This is a genomic window from Amycolatopsis minnesotensis, assembly GCF_039529815.1.
Taxonomy (GTDB): Bacteria; Actinomycetota; Actinomycetes; order Mycobacteriales; family Pseudonocardiaceae; genus Amycolatopsis; species Amycolatopsis minnesotensis.
The window spans coordinates 70,253-90,097 of the sequence record NZ_BAAANN010000028.1; the positions used below are offsets into that span (position 1 = coordinate 70,253).

Consider the following 19,845-nt stretch of genomic DNA (forward strand, 5'->3'; position numbering starts at 1 on the left):
TGCGATGGCCAGGGTCCCTGTCATGCGCGCCGTCGTCGACGTGCTGGAGAGCGAGGGCGTCGACACCGTGTTCGGCTGCCCCGGCGCCGCGATTCTCCCGCTGTACCAGGCACTTCAAGGCAGCGGGGTGGAGCACCTGATCGTCCGCCACGAGGAGGGCGCGACGCACATGGCCGACGGGTGGGCGCGCACCACCGGCAACGTCGGCGTCGCGATCGGCACCTCGGGGCCGGCCGGCACGAACATGATCACCGGCCTCTACACCGCGCACGCCGATTCGATCCCGATCATCTGCATCACCGGGCAGGCGGACTCGCGCAAGCTGCACACCGAGGCGTTCCAGGCCGTCGACATCGTCGAGATCGCGAAACCGGTGACGAAATGGGCGGTCCAGGTCAAGGAAGCCGCGCAGATGCCGTGGGTGTTCCGCGAGGCCTTCCGCATCGCCCGCTCCGGTAGGCCGGGCCCCGTCCTCATCGACCTCCCGATCGACGTGCAGAAGCAGGACATCGAGTGGGACGCGAGCATCGACGGGCCGTTACCGGTGACCGTGCCCGCACCCGCGCCCGCCCGTGTCGAACGCGCACTCGACCTCTTGCTGGCGGCGGAACGCCCGCTGATCCTCGCCGGTGGCGGGGTCGTGCTGGGCGATGCGGGGGAGCGCGTGCTCGCCGTCGCCGAGCGGCTCGGTGTTCCCGTGCAGGTCACGCTGATGGGCAAGGGCAGCGTCCCGGAGGGCCACGAGCTGTTCGCCGGGATGGCGGGCATCCAGACCTCGCAGCGCTGGGCGAACGCGGCCTTCCTCGAATCGGACTTCGTGCTCGCGCTCGGCGCGCGCTTCGGCGACCGGCACACCGGGCGGCTCGACGTCTACCGCGGCGAGCGCACGTTCGTCCACGTCGACATCGAGCCGACGCAGCTCGGCAAGGTGTTCGGCCCCGACCTCGGCATCGTGTCCGACACCGGCGCCTTCCTCGACGCGTTCGCCGCCGCGATCGACCGTCGCGGAGTTCCGGCGGGCAACCGGGCCTGGGTCGAGCGGATCGCCGACCTCAAGCGCCTGCTGCCGCGCCGCGAGGACTTCGACGACACGCCCGTCAAGGCGCCGCGGGTGTTCAAGGAGATCAACGAGTTCTACGGCGAGCGGACCTACTTCGTCACCGCGATCGGGCTCTACCAGATCTGGTCCGGCCAGTTCCAGCGCGCGCACCTGCCACGGCACTACCAGGTGTGCGGCCAGGCCGGCCCGCTCGGCTGGGAGATCCCGGCCGCGATCGGGGTCAAGAAGGCCCGCCCCGGCGCCGAGGTGGTCGGCGTTGTCGGCGACTACTCGTTCCAGTTCCTGGTCGAGGAGCTGGCCGTGGCCGCGCAGTACGACGTGCCGTTCGTGCTGGTCATGCTCAACAACACCTATCTCGGGCTGATCCGCCAGGCCGAGCGCGGCTACGGGATGAACACCGAGGTCGACATCCACTACGACGCGGTCGGCACCGACAACGTCAAGATCATGGAGGCCTACGGCTGCTCCGGGCGGCGGGTGACCGAGGCCGCGGACATCACCGAATCGCTGGCGTGGGCGCGAAAGGAGGCCGACCGCACTTCCCGTCCGGTGCTCGTGGAGGTCATGATCGAGCGGGAGGCAAACGCCGCGATGGGCACGGCACTCGACAACGTGCTTGAGTTCGAACCTGTTCCCTAGGAGGTGCGGATGGAGTTGGTGGTCAGGGCCCGTCGAGCGGTGACGGGTGCCGGAGAGGGGTCCGTCGCGGTCGGTGTCGACGGCGGGAGGATCGTCGCGGTCGAGCCGTACGAGGCGGACCTGCCGGGCAGGCGGGAGGTGGCGCTCGGCGACGACACGGTGCTCATGCCGGGGCTCGTGGACACGCACGTGCACGTCAACGATCCCGGCCGGACCGAATGGGAGGGCTTCGAGACGGCGACCGCGGCCGCGGCGGCGGGCGGGGTCACCACGATCGTCGACATGCCGCTCAACAGCCTTCCGCCGACGGTCGACGTGGCCTCGCTCGGGGTCAAGCGCAAGACCGCCGAAGGGCGCGTGCACGTCGACGTGGGGTTCTGGGGCGGCGCGGTGCCCGGCAACGCGGGCGAGCTGGCCGCGTTGCACGAGGCGGGCGTGTTCGGGTTCAAGTGCTTCCTGCTGCACTCGGGCGTCGACGAGTTCCCGCCGCTGGACCCGGCCGGGTTCCGCGAGTCGATGGGTGTGCTGAGCGATCTCGGTGCCCTGATGATCGTGCACGCCGAGGACTCGGACACGATCGACGGCGCGCCGCACGCCCACGGCGCCGCGTACCGCGACTTCCTGGACTCGCGCCCGCGTGCGGCGGAGAACACCGCGATCGCGCAGGTCATCGCGGTGGCACGGGAAACGGGCGCCCGCGCGCACATCCTCCATCTGTCCTCTTCGGACGCGATCGAGCTGGTCGCCGACGCGAAACGGGACGGGCTGCCGCTCAGCGCGGAGACCTGCCCGCACTACCTGAGCTTCACCGCGGAGGAGATCGGCGACGGCGCGACGCAGTTCAAGTGCTGCCCGCCGATCAGGGAGGCGGCCAACCGGGAACGGCTGTGGCGCGCGCTCGGCGCGGGCACGATCGACTGCGTGGTGAGCGACCATTCCCCGTGCACACCCGAGCTGAAGCGCTTCGACACCGGCGATTTCGGTGTCGCGTGGGGCGGTATCGCGAGCCTGCAGCTCGGGCTGCCCGCGGTGTGGACGCAGGCGCGCCAGCGCGGGTACGCGCTCACCGACGTGGTGCGGTGGATGGCCGAGGCGCCCGCGGACCAGGTGGGCCTGCGCCACAAAGGACGGATCGAAGTGGGGCGTGACGCGGACTTCTGCGTGTTCGCCCCGGACGAGGCGTTCGTGGTGGACAAGGCGAAGCTGCGGCACCGCAACCCGGTGAGCGCGTACCACGGCCGCCCGCTCGCGGGCGTGGTACGCCAGACCTGGTTGCGCGGCAAGGAAATAGACGGTGAGCCCGCCGGAACACTGCTCACCCGAGGCTAGTAGGCCCTGCTGTTAGGAGGCACTGTTGTCAGATCGTCCTGAGTGGACCAGCCTGCCCGATCTCGCGTCGCGCCGTTTCGGCGGCACCGTGATGTGGGCGACCGACGAGCTGTTCGCCGAGAAGGAGAACCTGATCAACCCGTGGCCGCCCGCGCACCAGGCGGAGACGTTCGGGCCGAGGGGGCAGGTGTACGACGGCTGGGAGACCCGCCGCCACCGCGAACCCGGTGACGACGTCGCGGTGATCCGGCTCGGCCTGCCCGGCACGGTTTCCGGGGTGGTGGTGGACACCGCGTTCTTCAAGGGCAACTTCCCGCCGCACGTCTCGGTCGAGGGCTGCGCGGTGGCTGGGTACCCCAACGCCGCCGAACTGTCCGAAGTGGACTGGCGGCCGCTGGTGCGGCGCGGTGCCGCCGCCGGGCACACCGAGAACCTCTACGAGGTGGCACCGGGTCGCCGCTTCACCCACGTCCGGCTGACCATGCACCCCGACGGCGGCGTGGCCAGGCTTCGCGTGCACGGCACCCCGATCGCCGACCCCGGCCTCGTCGATCCCGGCGCGCTCGACCTCGCCGCGCTGGAGAACGGCGCCGTGATCACCGGCTGCAGCAACATGTTCTACTCGTCGCCGAGCAACATGCTCGCGCCGGGCCTGGCCGCGCACCAGGCGGAGGGCTGGGAGACCGCCCGCCGCCGCGACGACGGCAACGACTGGGCCACCGTGCGCCTCGCGGGCACCGGCGTCATCCGGTTCGCCGAGGTGGATACCAGCAATCTCAAGGGAAACGCGCCGGGCTGGGCGTCGCTGTCCGGTCGCGCCGGCGGTGCCGAGTGGTTCGAGCTGCTGCCGAAGACGCGGCTGCAGCCCGACACCCGGCACCGGTTCGCGCTGCCCGAAGCCCGCGAGGCCGACGAGGTGAAGCTGGACATCCATCCCGACGGCGGCCTCGCGCGGCTCCGCCTCTTCGGCGCCCTGACCGACCAGGGCCGCGCCACCCTCACCGCGCGCTACGAATCCGCCACGGGATAACGGTCCCCGCGGCCATGCCCCGAAGGGCCCCTTCAGCGCGTGGCGCAGCGCGAAACCTCGCCTTGAGCTGTACAGGAGCATCCTTCGGGGCATCAAGAAGGCGCCGAGGTCAGGTGCGCGCGGGTTCCCGGACGTCGAACCAGTGCGCGGCCGCGTTCCGGAGGGCACCGAGTTCCGAGGCGTCCGGTGTCTCCGACGAGGAAGCCCACGCGACGTAGCAGTCCGGGCGCAGCAGCAGGGCGGTGGCCGGACCGGCACCGGGGGCGGCGGCCACGGTGACCCGGTCGCCCCACCCGGCGGCTTCGGCCGCGAACGAACCGTCCTCGGTCAGGTCCACCAGCAGCGGCTTGGCGTCGCGTGTCAGCTCGGCCAGCCGGTGCGCGCCCACCTCCAGATCGGGCGCCCAGCTTCCGGTCAGCGGGTGCTCGCCGCCGAGGTCGTAGCGGATGTCCGCGCCCGACATCAGATCGGCGACGCGCTGCACGTTCTTCGGATCTTCAAGCATCTCGGTGAGCAGCTCGCGCAACGCGGTGACCTCGCTGCCGGGCGCGATCAGTGCCGACTGCGCCTGGCTGTGCATCACGACCCGTTCCGCGACCGGCCGCCGTTCGGCCTCGTAGCTGTCGAGCAGGTCCGGTGACGCCCAGCCGGTCACCGCCGCCGCGAGCTTCCAGCCGAGGTTGATCGCGTCCTGCAGGCCGAGGTTGAGCCCCGGCCCGCCGATCGCGGAGTGCACGTGCGCGGCGTCGCCGACCAGGAACACGCGGCCGTCCCGGAACTTCTCGGCCAGCCGGGTGTTCACCCCGGCCAGGCGGCGGAGCAGGTGCGGGCCCTCGCCCTCCGGCGGCCCGAGGGGGACCTCGGCGCCGAGCACCCGCCGCACGCTCGCGGCCAGTTCGTCCAGCGTCATCGGCTCATCGGGTTCGGGGTCGCCCCATTCCATGGTGCTCACCAGCGCCGGGCGGTCCGGGAACTTCGCGTAGGTGAACACGCCGTGGCCGGTGCGGTAGTGCTGGCGCACCGGGATCTCACCGTGCCCCGGCACGTGCAGCGCGCCGGTGACGGGGTCGACCCAGTCCGCGGGCACGGTTGCGTACGCGGAGCGGGAAACCGAGGAGTCGGTGGTCACGCCGGGGAAGCCGATGCCGGAAAGCTTGCGCGTCGCGCTCTTCCCGCCATCCGCGCCGACGAGGTATCCGGCGTCGATCCGGTACGGCCCGTCCGGTCCGGCGACATCCAGCTCGACCCGGTCCTCGTGCTGGGTGAAACCGGTGAGTTCGTGGCCGTAGCGAACTTCCACGCCCAGTTCGAGCGCACGTTCCTCCAGTACCGCGAGGACGCGGCGCTGCGGTGCCCCCAGGATGTGGAGCGAGTTGTCCGCCAGGACGCTCAGGTCCAGTGGCATCGCACCGAACATGTAGCGCGGCGCGGGCTGCGACGGGCCGGCCTGTCCGCTGAGGCGTTCGTACAGCCCACGCCGGTCGAGCATGCGGACCACCTGCCCGACGAGCCCGTTCGCCTTGGGCTCCACGCTCCGCTCCGGCAGCGCTTCCAGCACCAGCGGGCGGACCCCGCCGAGGCTCAGCTCGCAGGCCAGCATGAGCCCGTTCGGCCCGGCCCCGGCGATGACGACGTCGTAGGTCATGGCAATCTCCTTTGTATGGAAGGAAAAAAGGCAGCATTCAGCGCCCCGGCGCGCCGGGGTCCTGGTGTGTCTGATGTGGACTAACGCGGTCCCGGCTCGGGTAACCCGGCCGAGAACTGCGTGAGCGCGTCGCGCAGGAGCGGTTTCATCGCCAGCGGGGAATCGGCCTCGAGCCAGTGGGCCATGGTGACGGTGACGGCGGCGCCGACGGCGGCGGCCACCAGCTTCGGGTACAGGTCCCTGGTGGCGTCGGTGCCGGTCCGCTCGGCGATCGCGGCCGCCATTTCGACCTCGGCCACCGCGTTCGCCCGGAGCATTTCACCCCGCAAGGAGGGCTCGGCGACCATGAGCCGGACGCCGTCCACCCACTGCTGGTCCGGCGGCTCTTCACCGCCGTTGGCGAGACCGAGGGGGAAGCGGTCTTCCACGGCCGCCACGATGGCGGTCCACAGCGGCTCCTCGGCTGGCCGCAGGCGCAGCTCTTCCGCGATCTCCAGCGCGCGGTCGAGGTGCCGCGCGGCGATCGCCTCGGCCTTGTTGGCGAAGTAGTTGCGGAAGGTGCGCAGGGAAACCCCCGCTTCGGCGGCGATGTCCTCCACCTTGACGTTCGCCACCCCGCGCTCCACCACCAAGCGGACCGCGGCCCAGCTCAACGCGATGCGGGTCTCCCGCTTCTTGCGCTCACGCAGCCCGTCGGTGCTCATGACACCCACCATACGCGAACTTGCCTAAAGTGCAACTTTGCCTTTTAGGCAAGTTTCGTGTTGGTCTTCGCAGTACCCGAAGGCGTCCTTCAGGGACCAAGCCCCGGCGGTTCTGCGCTTCCGCCGCCCATCGCACCGGAATCAACGCGCGCGCATCATCACGGTGACCCCGGGGATGACGGCACGGGAGTCGCACAGCGGGTCACCAAGGGGCTCGGCTCTACGGCTTCGACTGGCGCCGGGAGCTGATCACGCCGGTGTTGAACCCGGCCAGGTGCAGTCCGCCCGCGAAACGCGCGTGCTCGATCTTGACGCAGCGGTTCATCACGACGTCGAGACCGGCCGCGCGGGCGCGTTCGGCGACCTCGTCGTGCCAGAGCCCGAGCTGCAGCCACAGCGTGCGCGCACCCGCCGCGATGACCTCTTCCGCGACGCCGGGCAGGTCGTCGTGCTTGCGGAACACGCTCACCAGGTCGACCTCGGGTACGTCCGCCAGCCGCGGGTGAACCGGCTGCCCGAACAGCTCGTCGAGCCTCGGGTTCACGAAGTGCACCTGGTACTTGCTCGACGAGAGCAGGTACGCGGCGACGAAGTAGCTCGGCCGCGCCGGGTTGCTCGAAGCGCCGACGATCGTCACCGACCGCGTGCGGCGCAGCAGGGTGAGCCGTTCCGTGGCGGATGGGGAGGTCATCGCGCCACCGCCTGGTCGAGGGCCCGGTCGATGTCCCAGAGGATGTCATCGGGATCTTCGAGTCCGATCGACAGCCGGACCAGATCGGGCCCGACGCCGCCGGCGCGGAGCTGCTCGTCGGAAAGCTGCTGGTGCGTGGTGGACGCCGGGTGGATCACCAGGCTGCGCGCGTCGCCGACGTTCGCGAGGTGCGAGAGCAGTTCGACCGATTCCACGAACTTCTCGCCCGCCGCGCGACCGCCCTTCACCCCGAACGAGAACACCGCGCCGGGACCGCCCGGCAGGTACCGCTTCGCCAGCGCGTGGTGCCGGTGCGAGGGCAGGCCCGCGTAGCTCACCCATTCGACGCGGCTGTCCGCTTCGAGGTACTCCGCGACGATGCGCGCGTTTGCGACGTGCGCCTCCATGCGGTGCGGAAGCGTCTCGACGCCTTGCAGCAGAAGGAAAGCGGAGTGTGGCGAAAGGACTGGCCCGATGTCGCGAAGCTGTTCGGCGCGCAGCCGCGTGCAGAACGCGTACTCCCCGAAGTTCTCCCAGTACTTCAGCCCGCCGTAGCTGTCCACCGCCTCGGTCATCCGGGGGAACTTCCCGTTGCCCCAGTTGAACTTCCCCGATTCGACGATGACGCCGCCGAGCGTGGTGCCGTGCCCGCCGAGGAACTTCGTCGCCGAGTGCAGCACGATGTCCGCGCCGTGTTCGAGCGGGCGGCACAGGTACGGCGTCGCGAGCGTCGCGTCGACGACCAGCGGGATGTCGTGCGCGTGGGCGAGTTCGGCCAGCCCCGCGATATCGGCGACCGAACCGCTCGGGTTGCCGATCGCCTCGGTGTAGATCAGGCGCGTGCGGTCGGTGATCGCGGCGGCGTAGACGTCGAGGTCGTCGCCGGGGATGAAGCTCGTGGTCACGCCGAACCGGCGCAGCGTGCCGTCGAGCTGGGTGACCGTGCCGCCGTAGAGACCCGTCGCCGCGACGATGTGCTCACCGGCTTCGGTGAGCGCGGAAAAGGTCAGGAACTCCGCGGCCTGGCCGCTCGAGGTGGCGACCCCGCCGATCCCGCCCTCCAAGCTCGCGATGCGCTCTTCGAAGGCGGCCACCGTGGGATTGCCGATCCGGCTGTACACGTTGCCGTACTTCTGCAGCGCGAACAGGTTCGCGGCGTCGGCCGAGTCCTCGAAGACGAAGCTGGTGGTCTGGTAGATGGGCACCGCGCGGGCGCCCGTTGCCTGGTCGGGCGTGCCACCGGCGTGCAGTGCGCGGGTGCGGAAGCCCCAGCTGCGTTCGCTCATCCTCAGGCACGGTACTTCATCCATTCGTGCGATCCACACGCGTCCCACCGGCTGACGACGGAAAACCGGTTGCCGCACCTGCGACGATGGTGGGAGAACGCACCTTCGACCATCAGGGGATGCCTCATGCCTGACGCCCTTCGCGGCGTCGCCAGGCAGTGACCGGCGGCGCTCGACGCTGTCCACATTCCCTTTTGCTCGAAAGGTCGTTCCACCAGTGTCTGCTTTGCAGTCCTACCTTCGTGCCAACGCGGCCACCGGTCGCGAAACCGAGCGGATCGGGCCGTTCCTGGCCACGTTCTCGCCGCGTTCCGCCAACCGATTCCTCAACTACGCCGTCCCCGACGACGGCGCCGTCCCGACGGCGTCCGAAGTGGAGGCACTCGCCGAGGCGTACCGGCGGCGAAACCTGTTGCCGCGCCTCGAATTCATGACCGACACGGCGCCGGAGGCGGAACCGGCGCTGCGCGCGGCCGGGTTCGCCCTCGAGCGGCGGGTCCCGGTGATGACCTGCCCGCCGGGGCAGGCCGTCACCCAGCCGGAACCGGCGGGCACCACCCTGGTGGTCCCCGGCGCCGACGCCGAGTACGCGGCGATGCTGTCCGCGCAGCACGAGGCGTACGACTCCCTCGATCCCGTCACCGATGACGACGTGGCCGGCGCCAAGGACAACGTCGCCAGGGGCGGGCTCGCGGTGGTCGCGTTCGACCGGGAAACCGGCGAGGCCGCCGGTGGTGGCGTCGCGGACGTGATCACGGACGGGTTCACCGAGCTGGCCGGGTTCGGGGTGCGGGCGCGGTACCGGCGCCGGGGGATCGCCGCGGCGATCACCGAGTGCCTGACCAGGCGTGCGCACGAGCGCGGCGCGCACCTGCCGTTCCTGACCCCGGCCGGCCCGCCGGAGGCGCGGATCTACGCGCGGGCGGGCTACCGGCCCGCCTCCGAGATGGTGCACCTGAGCAGGGAAAACACCTGATCGCCTGCCGTGCCCCCGGTTTGCGCCCGGGGGCACGGCCTGGTGAACTCAATGAACTAAACGGTGACACAGCTCACCTTCCGGCGAATCGTGCACGCATCCGCGTCGACGGTGACGCGAACGGGCTGGAGGCGGTCATGCCGAAATTCAGGTTGGTGGGACTGGTGGCGCTGGCGCTGGTGGGGCTCGCGGCCGCACCAGCGGACGCGGCGCCCCGGATCGTGGACACCCCGATCCCGTCGCGCGGATGCGGCCACGCGAGCCCCGTCCCGGTTGGCGAGACCGTCACCGGGACGGTGAACTCGGGCGGGCTGAAGCGGACCTACACGATCCACGTCCCCGCGGACTACCGGCCGTGGCGCCCGAGCTCGCTGGTCCTGTCCTTCCACGGGCACAAGCGCACCAGCGACTACCAGGAAGCCCTGTCGCAGTTCTCCACGACGTCGGCGATCGCCGTCTACCCGCAGGGCCTCGTCGGCACCGACGGCGAGACGGCGTGGACCGGCGCTCCGTACTCGGCCGCGGCCGACGACGTGCTGTTCACCAGCGACCTGCTGAACGAGCTGCAGCGGCAGCTGTGCGTGAACCCGGCGCGGATCTACGCGGCGGGCAAGTCCAACGGCGGTGGGTTCACCGGTGTGCTCGCCTGCCGGCTGCCGGGCCGCATCGCCGCGTTCGCCCCGGTGTCCGGCGCCTTCTACCCGCAGTCCGGCCCCTGCGAGCCGTCGCGGCCCGCTCCGGTCATCGACCTCCACGGCACCGCGGACACCACGATCCCGTACGACGGCGACAGCGCGCGCGGCCTGCCGTCGATCCCGGACTGGCTCGACGGCTGGGCCGCGCGCGACCGTTGCCACGGCGCACCGGCGGTGAAGGACGCCTATGACGGCGTCGTCCGCATCGAGCGCTGGCGGCACTGCCGAGCCGATCTCGTGCACTACCGCGTGACCGGGCTCGGGCACGACTGGCCGAGCACGCACCCGAACCCGGACTCGGACACCCCGGCGGTGTTCGACGCGACGCCGGTGATCATGCGCTTCTTCGCCGAGCACCCGCTCTGGCGTTAGCAGGTACCGAACTCCATCGGCCTGATCTCGATGCGCAGCGGGCTGAGCACGCGCGCGAACCGGCGCCCCCAGTCGAGCGCCTCGTCGAGATCGGCCGCCTGGAAGACCGTGAACCCGCCGATGTGCTCCTTCCCTTCGAGGTAGGGGCCGTCGGTGGTGAGGGTTTCGCCGCCGTCGTGGTGGACGACGGTCGCCGTGTCCGGCGGGCACAGGCCCCCGCTGAAGATCCAGTTCCCGGATGCCCTCAGCTCGGTGTTCACCACATCGAGTTCGCGCATGACCGGGTCGAGCACCTCGGGTGGCGGCGGGGCGCCGTCGGGCTGGTAGATGCTGAGCAGGTACTGCTTCATGGGTGTTCTCCTTCCTCTCAGCTTCGATACGAACGGCCTCGCGGTGAATCGACACCCCGTCGGGTGTGCTTCACGTCACGGGTGGTTCCCGGGAACAGTAAGGGGTATCCGGCGGTTGCCGCCGGTGAAGGACGATCAACGCGCAGGGAGTGATGGACGTGGCCACGACGAAGGCGCCGGGCGGAGTGTTCGAGCTGGGCGGGGACCTCCCGGTGCACCGGCTCGGCTACGGCGCCATGCAGATCACCGGCAAGGGGATCTGGGGCGAGCCGAAGGACCGGAAGGAGGCCGTCGCCGTGCTGCGGCGCGCGGTCGAACTCGGCGTCACCTTCATCGACACGGCGGATTCCTACGGGCCGTACGTCAGCGAAGAGATCATTCGCGAGGCACTGCACCCGTACCAGGAGAACCTGGTGATCGCGACCAAGGGCGGCCTGGTGCGCACCGGGCCCGACCAGTGGGTCCCGGTCGGGCGCCCCGCCTACCTTCGCCAGGAGGTGGAGATGAGCCTGCGCCGTCTCGGCCAGGAGCGCATCGACCTCTACCAGCTACACCGCGTCGATCGTGAAGTGCCGCTGGAGGACCAAGTCGGTGAGCTGAAGAAGCTGCGCGACGAAGGCAAGATCCGCCACATTGGACTGTCCGAAGTGGACGTTTCGCAGATCGAGGCCGCTGCGGAGGTCACCGAGATCGCGAGCGTGCAGAACCTGTTCAACCTCGCCGACCGCCACCACGAAGCGGTGCTCGACCACGCCACCGAGCACGGCATCGCGTTCATCCCGTGGTTCCCGATCGCCACCGGTGAACTCGCCAAGCCGGGCAGCGTGCTGGAACAGGCCGCGAAGGAACACGGCTCGTCGCCCGCGCAGCTCGCGCTCGCGTGGCTGCTGCGCCGCTCGCCCGTGGTGCTGCCGATTCCCGGCACTTCCTCGGTGGCGCACCTCGAAGAGAACGTCGCGGCGGCGGACATCACCCTCACCGACACCGAGTTCGACCAGCTCACCGCGCTGGCGAGCTGACTCCGCCCTGGTAAGAATTCGCGCTGCCTTAGCGTGGACCCGCATGCCGTGAAGGCGACCTTCGGGGCATCCGGGTCCCCGAGGGGGACCTTCGGGGCATGGGGGCGTCGATTCCGGCCCGGTGGGCGGCGAAGGCTCGAGGTTCTCCGGGTGGCGTGGTCCGCGAAGGTCGCCTTCGGGGAATCTGACGCCGCGTTCTCGGCCTTGGCGGTGCGGAGCGTGTCGAGGTTGATGCCCTGAAGGTGTCCTTCGCGGCGTCAGTTTCCCTCAAGGGCGCCTTCGGGGCATGCGGTCCGGAGCAGGGCAGGGCCGTGGGGCCGCATCCGTGGCATTCACGCCCAGGAAGGCTCCCTTTTCGGGGCATGAGCGCGGAAACGAGAGCGCGAGCTGCGAAATCCCGGCGTCTGCTCTCAAAAGCACCTTCAGGGCGTCCGTCGCCGCGTTCTCGGCTTTCGCAGCGCGGAGCATGGCGCTGCTGATGCTCTGAAGGTCGCCTTCGGGGAGTCCGACGCCGCGTTCTCGGCCTTGGCGGCGCGGAGCGTGTCGAGGTTGATGCTCTGAAGGTGTCCTTCGCGGCGTCAGTTTCCCGCAAGGGCGCCTTCGGGGCATGCGGTCCGGAGCAGGGCAGGGCCGTGGGCCGCATCCGTGGCATTCACGCCCAGGAAGGCCCGCTTTTCGGGGCATGAGCGCGGAAACGAGAGCGCGAGCTGCGAAATCCCGGCGTCTGCTCTCAAAAGCACCTTCAGGGCGTCCCCCTCCGCGTTCTCGGCCCTCGCAGCGCGGAGCAAGGCGCTGCTGATTCCCCGAAGGGCGCCTTCGGGGAATCTGACGCCACAATCTCGCCCCTCGCGGCATACGACACAGCCACGCCCATGCCCTGAAGGCGCCCCTCGCGGCCTCAGATCCCCTCAATGCCTCCTTCGGGGCATGAACAGCCCGGCCACGCGAGCTAACCCAGGGCGGCGCGCAGGCGGCGGTCCCGTTCCGCGGGGGTCTGGCGCGGGCAGCTTACGCACTTCTGCCCGCCGGGGATTTCGTAGATCAGGCAACAGGAAGCGCGCCGCACCGCGTGCGAGCGGCCCACGGCGGCGTACCGGGGTCGCGGCATGCGCGGGCCGATGCCGTCGGCGATCCGCCCGGCGAGTTCCATCGCGGCGGCCGGGTCGCCCGCGGCCGAACCGGCCCACAGCAGGCGGTTCGCGATCGAATCGGCGGCGATCGCCCAGAAGGCGGGCTCTCCCGCGCCCGCGATCGGGGCGGCGGCCGCGATCACCTCGGCGAGCGCGTCGCCGAGTGCCGCGCCCACCGTTTCCGGGGAGCCGCCGAGCGCGCGGGCCGAGCGCGCGCCCGCGTACCTGCCGTCGGGGTGCACGTCGAGCGTGACGGCCCCGAGCGCGGGGTCCAGCGCGGCACCGGCGAGCACCAGCGATTCCAGCGCGGGCGCGACCAGGACCGACGAAGCCGAGTACCAGCGCACGGTGCCCAGCGTCCGCACCGGCGAGCGCCCGTACATCCGGCGTGCGGTGTCCAGGTCCTCCCGCAGCCAGTCCTCGGTCGCGAGCGCGGTGGCGGGCACCGGCATCAGGCCGGCGACGCTGCCGGCGTGGTGCGGCATCCGTGCCGCCACCTTCGCGTAGATGTCTTCGGTCCTCACCCGTTCAGCCTACGAGGCCGGTAGACCGAAACCACGAAAGACGCCGTGACGCCGAGTGGTTCCCGCACCGCGGCGATGCGTTCGGCGAGCCCGTCCCGGTGCAGGTGGAACGCGTTCGGGCCCATGCCGACGGCTTGGCGGACCTCGTCGGGGGACAACGTCAGCGCACGGCTCACGGTCGTCCTTCCGGCGAGTTCGAACCGCTCGGCAAGGGTCGCGTCGAGGCGGTCCTGCTTGCCTTCACCGACGTCGAGCAGCCCGACGGCGGCACGCAGTTCCGCCAGGTGCGCCTCATCGGGTGACGCGACGACGAGCAGACCACCGGGCGCCAGCACTCGCCGGAATTCCGCGGGGTTGCGCGGCGCGAACACGTTCAGCACCACGTCGGCGACGCCGTCGGCGACCGGCCACGGCTCCCACAGGTTCCACACCGCGGCGCCGATCCGCGGGTGTGCGCGAGCCGCGCGGCGCAGCGCCATCGCCGAGACGTCCAATGCGAGACCCGTCGAACCCGGCGCCGCGTCGAGGACTTTCGCCAGGTAGTAGCCGGTTCCCGCGCCCGCGTCGACGATCAGGCCCGGCGCGGCGGCCACCCGGGCGATCTCCTCCGCGAGCGGCGCGTAGTGCCCGGCGTCGAGGAAGGCGACGCGGGCCGCCACCATCTCCGCGGTGTCGGCCGTGCCGCTGGGGATCTTCGCGGTCAGCAGGTTCACGTAACCCTGTCTGGCGAGATCGAACGAGTGCCCGGCGGAACAGCGCAGAACGCGGCCGAGAAGCCCGAACGGGGTACCGCAGACGGGGCAGCGCAGCGCCGCGACGACCGCGTCCGGCAGTGCACCGCTGTCGGTCCTTGGCGCGTCCATGGTGGTATTCGACCATGACGTTTCGTAAACGGACACCACACCCCGGGTGCCGGGAAACGCGCTCGTAACATCGGCGCACCCGGGGTTCACAGTCTCGAAACCTCGGAAGTCATCCGGTGCAACACGGTTTTCCGATGCTTTCCCTCCATCTGGAGTTCGCCGACACCCAATGGAGGAAACGTGGAAGGGAACACGGCCTGGTTGCTGACCAGTGCCGCCCTGGTGCTGTTGATGACACCCGGGCTGGCGTTCTTCTACGGGGGCATGGTCCGCGCGAAGAGCGTGCTCAACATGCTCATGATGAGCTTCGGCGCGATGGGCCTGATCGGTGTGCTGTGGGTGGTCTTCGGCTACTCGATGGCGTTCGGCGACGACGTCGGCGGCGGCCTGCTCGGCAATCCCGGCGAGGCGATCGGACTGTCCGGGCTGATGGGCGGAGACACGCTCAGCGGCACCGGGTTCGTCGCGTTCCAGGCGATGTTCGCGGTGATCACGGTCGCGCTGATCTCCGGCGCGGTCGCGGACCGGGTGCGGTTCGGCGCCTGGATGGTGTTCGCCGGGATCTGGGCCGTGGTGGTGTACTTCCCGGTCGCGCACTGGGTCTTCGCCTTCGACGCGAAGGACGCGGAAACCGGAGAGGTCACCAAGGTCGGCGGCTGGATCGCCAACAAGCTCGGCGCGCTCGACTTCGCGGGCGGCACCGCGGTGCACATCAACGCCGGTGCCGCGGCCCTCGCGCTGGTGCTGGTGCTCGGCAAGCGCGCCGGCTGGCCGAAGGAGCCGATGAAACCGCACAACCTGCCGTTCGTGATGCTCGGCGCCGGTCTGCTGTGGTTCGGCTGGTTCGGCTTCAACGCTGGCTCGGCGCTCAAGGCCGACAACACCGCGGGCGTCGCGTTCATCAACACCTTCACCGCGACCGCGGTCGCGATGCTCGCCTGGCTGCTCGTGGAGCGCATCCGCGACGGCCACGCGACGAGCCTCGGCGCGGCATCCGGCGTGGTCGCCGGTCTCGTCGCGATCACCCCGGCTTGCGCGTTCGTGGACACCTGGGGCGCGCTCGCGATCGGTGTCGTCGCCGGTGCGCTGTGCGCGCTCGCGGTCGGCCTCAAGTACCGCCTCGGCTACGACGACTCGCTCGACGTCGTCGGCGTGCATCTCGTCGGCGGGATCACCGGCACCCTGATGCTCGGGCTGGTGGCCACCGGCGGCGTCAAGGAGGGCACCCCGGACGGGCTCTTCTACGGCGGCGGCCTCTCCCAGCTCGGCAAGCAGGCGATCGCCGCGGTGGCGGTGCTGGCCTATTCGTTCGTGCTGGCGCTGGTCATCGGCTTCCTGATCAAGAAGACGATGGGCTTCCGGGTGACCACGGAGGACGAGGTCACCGGTATCGACGAGGCTGAGCACGCGGAGACGGCCTACGAGTTCGGCGGCAGCCGCGGCGGTCGTGCGACGAACAGCTCCGGGCTCGCCGGGACCGCGAAGAAGCTCGAGGGGAGCAAGGCATGAAACTCATCACCGCGATCGTCAAACCGTTCACCCTTGACGACATCAGGACCGCGCTCGAACAACTCGGCGTGCTCGGCATGACCGTCAGCGAGGTGCAGGGCTACGGGCGGCAGAAGGGGCACACCGAGGTCTACCGCGGCGCGGAGTACTCGGTGGACTTCGTGGCCAAGCTCAGGGTCGAGGTCGTCACCGACGACCCGAACGTGGAGAAGGTCATCGACGCGATCGTCACCGCGGCGCACACCGGCAAGATCGGCGACGGCAAGGTGTGGGTGACCCCGGTGGACACGGTGCTGCGGGTGCGGACCGGGGAGCGCGGCACGGACGCGCTGTAGAGATGCCGACGGGGGAGCTGGTCAAGGCGGTCGACAGGCTGCTGGAGGGCCGTCACGGGCGGCTCGGCGCCGCCGCGCTGCGGGCGGCCTTGGTGGACCTGTACGAGTTCTGGCTCGGGAAGGGGGCCGCGGCGGCGGGTGTCGACCTCGCCGAACCCGGTGTCGCGCTGGTCGCCGTCGGCGGCCTCGGCCGCCGCGAGCTGGTCCCGTTCTCCGATCTCGACCTGGTGCTGGTGCACGACGGCAACCCGGACGTGGCCAAGATCGCGGACGCGCTGTGGTACCCGCTGTGGGACGCGCGCGTCGGCCTCGACCACGCGGTGCGCACGCCGGGCGAGGCGCTGAAGGTCGCCGACGAGGACCTGCGCACGGCGGTCGGGCTGCTCGACGCGCGGCACATCGCGGGGCAGCCCGCGCTGACCGGACGGCTGGCCGCCGCCGCGCGCGACCAGTGGCGGCGGACCGCGCGCAAACGGCTGCCCGAGCTGGCCGAGTCGGCGAAGGCGCGCTGGCAGCGCAGCGGCGAGATCGCGCAATCCGCCGAACCCGATCTCAAGCACGGCAGGGGCGGGTTGCGCGATTTCGGCATCCTCGAAGCGCTCGCACTGGCCCAGCTCACCGCGCGGCCGAACGAGGAACTGGCCGACGCGAAGCGCCTGCTGCTCGACGTCCGCACGGAACTGCGCCGCGAGCTGCACCGCGATCGGGACGTATTGAGCGCGCCGGACGCCGAGCTGGTCGCGGCCGAGCTGGGCTTCGGCGACCGCTTCACCTTGGCGCGCAAGCTTTCGGGTGCGGGCAGGGCGGTCAGCTACGCCGTCGACGTCGCGCTGAGGTCCACTGTGGATGATCGGCCGAGGTCCCGGTTCGGGCGGAAGCCCAGCCGCACCCCGCTCGCCGACGGAGTCGTCCTGCACGGCAACGAGGTCGCGCTCGCCCGCGACGCCGTGCCGGCGCGGGATCCCGGCCTGCTGCTGCGCGTCGCCGCGGCCTCCGCGCGGTCGGGGAGGCCGATCGCGCACGGCACCCTGCGCACGCTCGCCGACTCCGCGCCCGAACTGCGGGAGCCGTGGCCTGTGGAAGCGCGTGAAGCGCTCACCGAACTGCTCGGTGCGGGGGAGGGCCTCGTCGACGCGGTGGAGGCGCTCGACCGGACCGGGCTGTGGGCGCGGCTGTTCCCGGAGTGGGGTGCGGTGCGGGACCTGCCGCCGCGCTCGCCGGTGCACGCATGGACCGTCGACCGGCACCTCGTGCGGACGTGCGTCGAAGCCGCCAAGCTCACCACCACCGTGGCCAGGCCGGACCTGCTGCTGCTCGGCGCGCTGCTGCACGACATCGGCAAGGGCCGCGAGGCGGACCACTCCCAACTCGGCGCCGCCATCTCGGCACAGGTCGCCGCCAGGATCGGACTGTCCACATCGGACGTCTCGGTGGTGTCGGAGCTGGTGCGCCACCACCTGCTGCTGCCGCACACCGCGACCAGGCGTGACATCGGCGAGGCGGCCACGGTGGCGCGGATCGTCAAGACCGTCGGCAGCGATCCGGTGCTGCTGGAGCTGCTGCAGGCGCTCACCGAGGCGGATTCGCTCGCCACCGGACCCGGCGTGTGGACCGACTGGAAGGCGGGGCTGGTCGCCACGCTCGTCGCGCGGTGCACGGAAATGATGCAGGGCAAGGGGTTCAGCGTCCCGGAACCGCTCGAACCGCGCTACCGGGAGCTGGTGGCCAGTGCCGTCGCATCCGGGCGCGGCGAGGTGCTGGTCAGCTCGGCGGGCAAGGTCGCCACCGTGGTCCTCGCCGTGCCCGCCGGTGCCGAACTGCTCGCGCCCGCGGCCGGGGTGCTCGCGCTGCATTCGCTCGAGGTGCACACCGCCGTGCTGCGCGGCCACGACGGCGGCAGGGCAGGCATCTTCACGGCCTCGCCGAAGTTCGGCTCGCTGCCGGACACCACGCTGCTGCGCGAGCAGTTCGGCCGGGCCGTCGGGGGCGCGCTCGCGCTCACCCAGAAGCTCGCCGCCAAGGAACGGGACTACTTCTCGGCGACCGCCGTCAAGACCACGCCGAGGGTCCTGTGGTTCGACGACGAGACGAGCGGATCGCACACCGTGGTGCTCGAACTGCGCGCCGCGGACCGGATCGGGTTGCTGTACCGGGTCGCCGGCGCGTTCCGGCGGTGCGCGGTGGAAGTCAGGTGGGCCAAGGTCGCCACGCTCGGCGGCGTGGTCGTCGACTCGTTCGCGATCGCCCCGCGTGACGGCAGGCTCGACCGGGAGTGGCGGCAGAAGGTGGAAACCGAGGTCCGCGAGGCGGCTTCCTGACCGCCACGGGGTGTCCTCCCGCGCCCGCGGGCAGTGCGGCAGTATCGTGCCGGTAGTTCTCCGGCGGTGCGATTCGAAGGGCGGTGGCGGTGGACGACACGGACCGCCCGGCCCTCCCGCTGACCATCGCCGCCGCGCATTTCGCGGCCTGCGCGGAAGAACTCGCGTCCGGAGCCCGCGACGCGGGGGTGGGCAACGCCGCCGACCTTGCCGAGATCGTCGAGCGCCTGCTCTCCGGGCAGCGCGACATCTCGCGCGCGCTCGTGCGGCTGTCCGCGCTCGTCCGTGCCGGGCACGACACCGGAAAGCTCGCCGCCGTCCCGTCCGCCGAGCTGATCGCGCTCGCCGAGGTGCTGCGCGCCGCGGGCAGCGCGGCGGGCTACTCGGCGGAGGCGCTCGCGGAATGCGGGCCCGCGCTGGACGTATTGGTCCATTCGACCGACGAAGACACCCGTTTGTAGCTGCGTGCGCGTCCTTCCGCGCGGCTAACCTGGATCGATGCGGGCGATGTGGAAGGGAACCATCGGGCTCGGGAGCTTCGGCATCCCGGTGCGGGCGTACAGCGCGATCGAGGAACGCGGTGTCGCGCTCCACCAGGTCCACGAATCCGACGGCGGCCGGATCCGGCTCAAGCGGGTGTGCGAGGTCGACGGCGCCGAAGTGGACGGCGACGCGACCGCGAAGGGATTCGCACTGCCCGGCGGGGACGTCGTGGTGCTCAGCGAGGCCGATCTCGCCTCGCTTCCGTTGCCCACGGCCAGTTCCATCGAGATCTCCGCGTTCGCCCCGCTGGAGCAGATCGACCCGCTGCACTTCGCGCGCGGCTACTTCCTCGAACCCGAGATCGCGTCGACCCGGCCGTACGTGCTGCTCAGCGAGGCGATGCAGCAGTCGGGGAAGGTCGCGGTGGTGCGCGTGGCCCTGCGGCAGCGCGAGACGCTCGCGGTGCTGCGCGTGCGCGACCAGGTGATCGTGCTCCAGACGATGCTGTGGCCGGACGAGATCCGCACGCCGGACTTCCCGTTCCAGCACACCGAGGCCGACGTGCGCGCCGACGAGGTCCGCACCGCGGTCGGGTTCATCGAGAACCTCGCCGGTGACTTCGAACCGGCCAGGTACGCCGACCGGTCGCGCGCCGCGCTGGAAGCACTGATCGAAGCGAAGGCCGAGGGCAACGAAGTCGTCCAGCCGACCGCCGCGGAGCAGGACGCCGGGGTCGTCGCGCTGCTGGCCGCGCTGCGCGAAACCGCCGAAGAGCCCGCCGTGCGGCGGGCGAAGGCCGCCGCGCGCAAGGCCGCCGCGGCGAAAGCGGCCGCGACCAGGGCGGCGCGCCGCGCCGAGACGGCCGCGCGGGTGACTGAGTAGTTCCA

At 71.0% G+C, this 19,845-nt stretch carries 18 protein-coding genes; 11 read left to right on the plus strand and 7 right to left on the minus strand.

The annotated features are described in order from the left end of the window. The first annotated feature begins 4 nt into the window (after positions 1-4). The 3 genes from gcl to alc are packed head-to-tail and all read left to right on the plus strand — an operon-like array spanning position 5 to position 4,058. The gene (gene gcl / locus ABD256_RS30060; protein WP_344426447.1) at positions 5-1,699 is read left to right on the plus strand and encodes a glyoxylate carboligase; all 1,695 of its coding nucleotides are present in this window, start codon (positions 5-7) and stop codon (positions 1,697-1,699) included. A 9-nt stretch (positions 1,700-1,708) separates the two neighbouring features. Beyond that, on the plus strand, positions 1,709-3,028 hold the full coding sequence (gene allB, locus ABD256_RS30065) for an allantoinase AllB (protein WP_344426449.1): 1,320 nt from the start codon (positions 1,709-1,711) through the stop codon (positions 3,026-3,028). Positions 3,029-3,050: 22 nt separating this feature from the next. After that, entirely contained in the window at positions 3,051-4,058 is a 1,008-nt protein-coding gene (alc, locus tag ABD256_RS30070; RefSeq protein ID WP_344426632.1) for an allantoicase, read from the plus strand. A 109-nt stretch (positions 4,059-4,167) separates the two neighbouring features. Here alc and ABD256_RS30075 read toward each other — a convergent pair whose 3' ends face one another. The 4 genes from ABD256_RS30075 to ABD256_RS30090 form a co-directional block, all read right to left on the minus strand. Beyond that, positions 4,168-5,703 (minus strand): FAD-dependent monooxygenase, encoded by a 1,536-nt coding sequence (locus ABD256_RS30075; RefSeq protein WP_344426451.1) that lies wholly within the window; start codon positions 5,701-5,703, stop codon positions 4,168-4,170. Positions 5,704-5,783: 80 nt separating this feature from the next. Beyond that, a complete protein-coding gene (locus tag ABD256_RS30080) occupies positions 5,784-6,407 on the minus strand; it encodes a TetR/AcrR family transcriptional regulator (protein WP_344426454.1) in 624 nt (207 codons plus the stop codon). Between the two features lie 220 nt (positions 6,408-6,627). Next, positions 6,628-7,098, minus strand: coding sequence for a CoA-binding protein (locus ABD256_RS30085; protein WP_344426456.1), 471 nt, complete (start codon positions 7,096-7,098; stop codon positions 6,628-6,630). After that, positions 7,095-8,384, minus strand: coding sequence for an O-acetylhomoserine aminocarboxypropyltransferase/cysteine synthase family protein (locus ABD256_RS30090; RefSeq protein WP_344426458.1), 1,290 nt, complete (start codon positions 8,382-8,384; stop codon positions 7,095-7,097). The genes ABD256_RS30085 and ABD256_RS30090 overlap by 4 nt, the downstream gene beginning before the upstream one ends. Positions 8,385-8,601: 217 nt before the next feature. Here ABD256_RS30090 and ABD256_RS30095 point away from each other — a divergent pair, with 217 nt between their 5' ends. Beyond that, positions 8,602-9,360 carry a GNAT family N-acetyltransferase gene (locus tag ABD256_RS30095; protein ID WP_344426461.1) on the plus strand — a complete coding sequence of 253 codons (759 nt, stop codon included), beginning with the start codon at positions 8,602-8,604 and terminating at the stop codon, positions 9,358-9,360. Between the two features lie 137 nt (positions 9,361-9,497). Then, positions 9,498-10,427 carry a CE1 family esterase gene (locus tag ABD256_RS30100; RefSeq protein WP_344426464.1) on the plus strand — a complete coding sequence of 310 codons (930 nt, stop codon included), beginning with the start codon at positions 9,498-9,500 and terminating at the stop codon, positions 10,425-10,427. Here ABD256_RS30100 and ABD256_RS30105 read toward each other — a convergent pair. After that, positions 10,424-10,777, minus strand: a complete 354-nt coding sequence (locus ABD256_RS30105) for a YciI family protein (RefSeq protein WP_344426467.1) — start codon at positions 10,775-10,777, stop codon at positions 10,424-10,426. The genes ABD256_RS30100 and ABD256_RS30105 overlap by 4 nt on opposite strands. 152 nt (positions 10,778-10,929) lie before the next feature. On the opposite strand from ABD256_RS30105, the gene ABD256_RS30110 reads away from it, so the two are divergent. Further along, positions 10,930-11,796 carry an aldo/keto reductase gene (locus ABD256_RS30110; RefSeq protein ID WP_344426470.1) on the plus strand — a complete coding sequence of 289 codons (867 nt, stop codon included), beginning with the start codon at positions 10,930-10,932 and terminating at the stop codon, positions 11,794-11,796. A 949-nt stretch (positions 11,797-12,745) separates the two neighbouring features. On the opposite strand, the gene ABD256_RS30115 is transcribed toward ABD256_RS30110, so the two are convergent. Continuing rightward, positions 12,746-13,378, minus strand: coding sequence for a (2Fe-2S)-binding protein (locus ABD256_RS30115; RefSeq protein ID WP_344426634.1), 633 nt, complete (start codon positions 13,376-13,378; stop codon positions 12,746-12,748). Positions 13,379-13,446: 68 nt separating this feature from the next. After that, positions 13,447-14,313, minus strand: coding sequence for a putative RNA methyltransferase (locus ABD256_RS30120; protein ID WP_344426473.1), 867 nt, complete (start codon positions 14,311-14,313; stop codon positions 13,447-13,449). 180 nt (positions 14,314-14,493) lie between these two features. Here ABD256_RS30120 and ABD256_RS30125 point away from each other — a divergent pair, with 180 nt between their 5' ends. The 5 genes from ABD256_RS30125 to ku all read left to right on the plus strand — a co-directional run bounded on the left by ABD256_RS30125 (position 14,494) and on the right by ku (position 19,840). Then, a complete protein-coding gene (locus ABD256_RS30125; protein ID WP_344426476.1) occupies positions 14,494-15,822 on the plus strand; it encodes an ammonium transporter in 1,329 nt (442 codons plus the stop codon). Continuing rightward, the gene (locus ABD256_RS30130; RefSeq protein ID WP_344426479.1) at positions 15,819-16,157 is read left to right on the plus strand and encodes a P-II family nitrogen regulator; all 339 of its coding nucleotides are present in this window, start codon (positions 15,819-15,821) and stop codon (positions 16,155-16,157) included. The genes ABD256_RS30125 and ABD256_RS30130 overlap by 4 nt, the downstream gene beginning before the upstream one ends. 2 nt (positions 16,158-16,159) lie before the next feature. Then, positions 16,160-18,475, plus strand: a complete 2,316-nt coding sequence (locus ABD256_RS30135) for a [protein-PII] uridylyltransferase (RefSeq protein WP_344426482.1) — start codon at positions 16,160-16,162, stop codon at positions 18,473-18,475. 89 nt (positions 18,476-18,564) lie between these two features. Then, entirely contained in the window at positions 18,565-18,936 is a 372-nt protein-coding gene (locus ABD256_RS30140; RefSeq protein WP_344426485.1) for a hypothetical protein, read from the plus strand. Positions 18,937-18,973: 37 nt separating this feature from the next. Continuing rightward, on the plus strand, positions 18,974-19,840 hold the full coding sequence (gene ku / locus ABD256_RS30145; protein WP_344426487.1) for a non-homologous end joining protein Ku: 867 nt from the start codon (positions 18,974-18,976) through the stop codon (positions 19,838-19,840). Positions 19,841-19,845: the final 5 nt, after the last annotated feature.

What these genes read in the sequence shown, in the direction of transcription:
- ABD256_RS30110 (WP_344426470.1), top strand. Translation starts at nt 10,930, where the DNA reads ATGGACGTGGCCACGACGAAGGCGCCGGGCGGAGTGTTCGAGCTGGGC.
- ABD256_RS30100 (WP_344426464.1), top strand. Translation starts at nt 9,498, where the DNA reads ATGCCGAAATTCAGGTTGGTGGGACTGGTGGCGCTGGCGCTGGTGGGG.
- ABD256_RS30105 (WP_344426467.1), bottom strand. Translation starts at nt 10,777, where the DNA reads ATGAAGCAGTACCTGCTCAGCATCTACCAGCCCGACGGCGCCCCGCCG.
- allB (WP_344426449.1), top strand. Translation starts at nt 1,709, where the DNA reads ATGGAGTTGGTGGTCAGGGCCCGTCGAGCGGTGACGGGTGCCGGAGAG.
- gcl (WP_344426447.1), top strand. Translation starts at nt 5, where the DNA reads ATGGCCAGGGTCCCTGTCATGCGCGCCGTCGTCGACGTGCTGGAGAGC.
- ABD256_RS30130 (WP_344426479.1), top strand. Translation starts at nt 15,819, where the DNA reads ATGAAACTCATCACCGCGATCGTCAAACCGTTCACCCTTGACGACATC.
- ABD256_RS30135 (WP_344426482.1), top strand. Translation starts at nt 16,160, where the DNA reads ATGCCGACGGGGGAGCTGGTCAAGGCGGTCGACAGGCTGCTGGAGGGC.
- ABD256_RS30080 (WP_344426454.1), bottom strand. Translation starts at nt 6,407, where the DNA reads ATGAGCACCGACGGGCTGCGTGAGCGCAAGAAGCGGGAGACCCGCATC.
- ABD256_RS30090 (WP_344426458.1), bottom strand. Translation starts at nt 8,384, where the DNA reads ATGAGCGAACGCAGCTGGGGCTTCCGCACCCGCGCACTGCACGCCGGT.
- ABD256_RS30120 (WP_344426473.1), bottom strand. Translation starts at nt 14,313, where the DNA reads ATGGACGCGCCAAGGACCGACAGCGGTGCACTGCCGGACGCGGTCGTC.
- ABD256_RS30085 (WP_344426456.1), bottom strand. Translation starts at nt 7,098, where the DNA reads ATGACCTCCCCATCCGCCACGGAACGGCTCACCCTGCTGCGCCGCACG.
- ku (WP_344426487.1), top strand. Translation starts at nt 18,974, where the DNA reads ATGCGGGCGATGTGGAAGGGAACCATCGGGCTCGGGAGCTTCGGCATC.
- ABD256_RS30075 (WP_344426451.1), bottom strand. Translation starts at nt 5,703, where the DNA reads ATGACCTACGACGTCGTCATCGCCGGGGCCGGGCCGAACGGGCTCATG.
- ABD256_RS30115 (WP_344426634.1), bottom strand. Translation starts at nt 13,378, where the DNA reads ATGCCGGTGCCCGCCACCGCGCTCGCGACCGAGGACTGGCTGCGGGAG.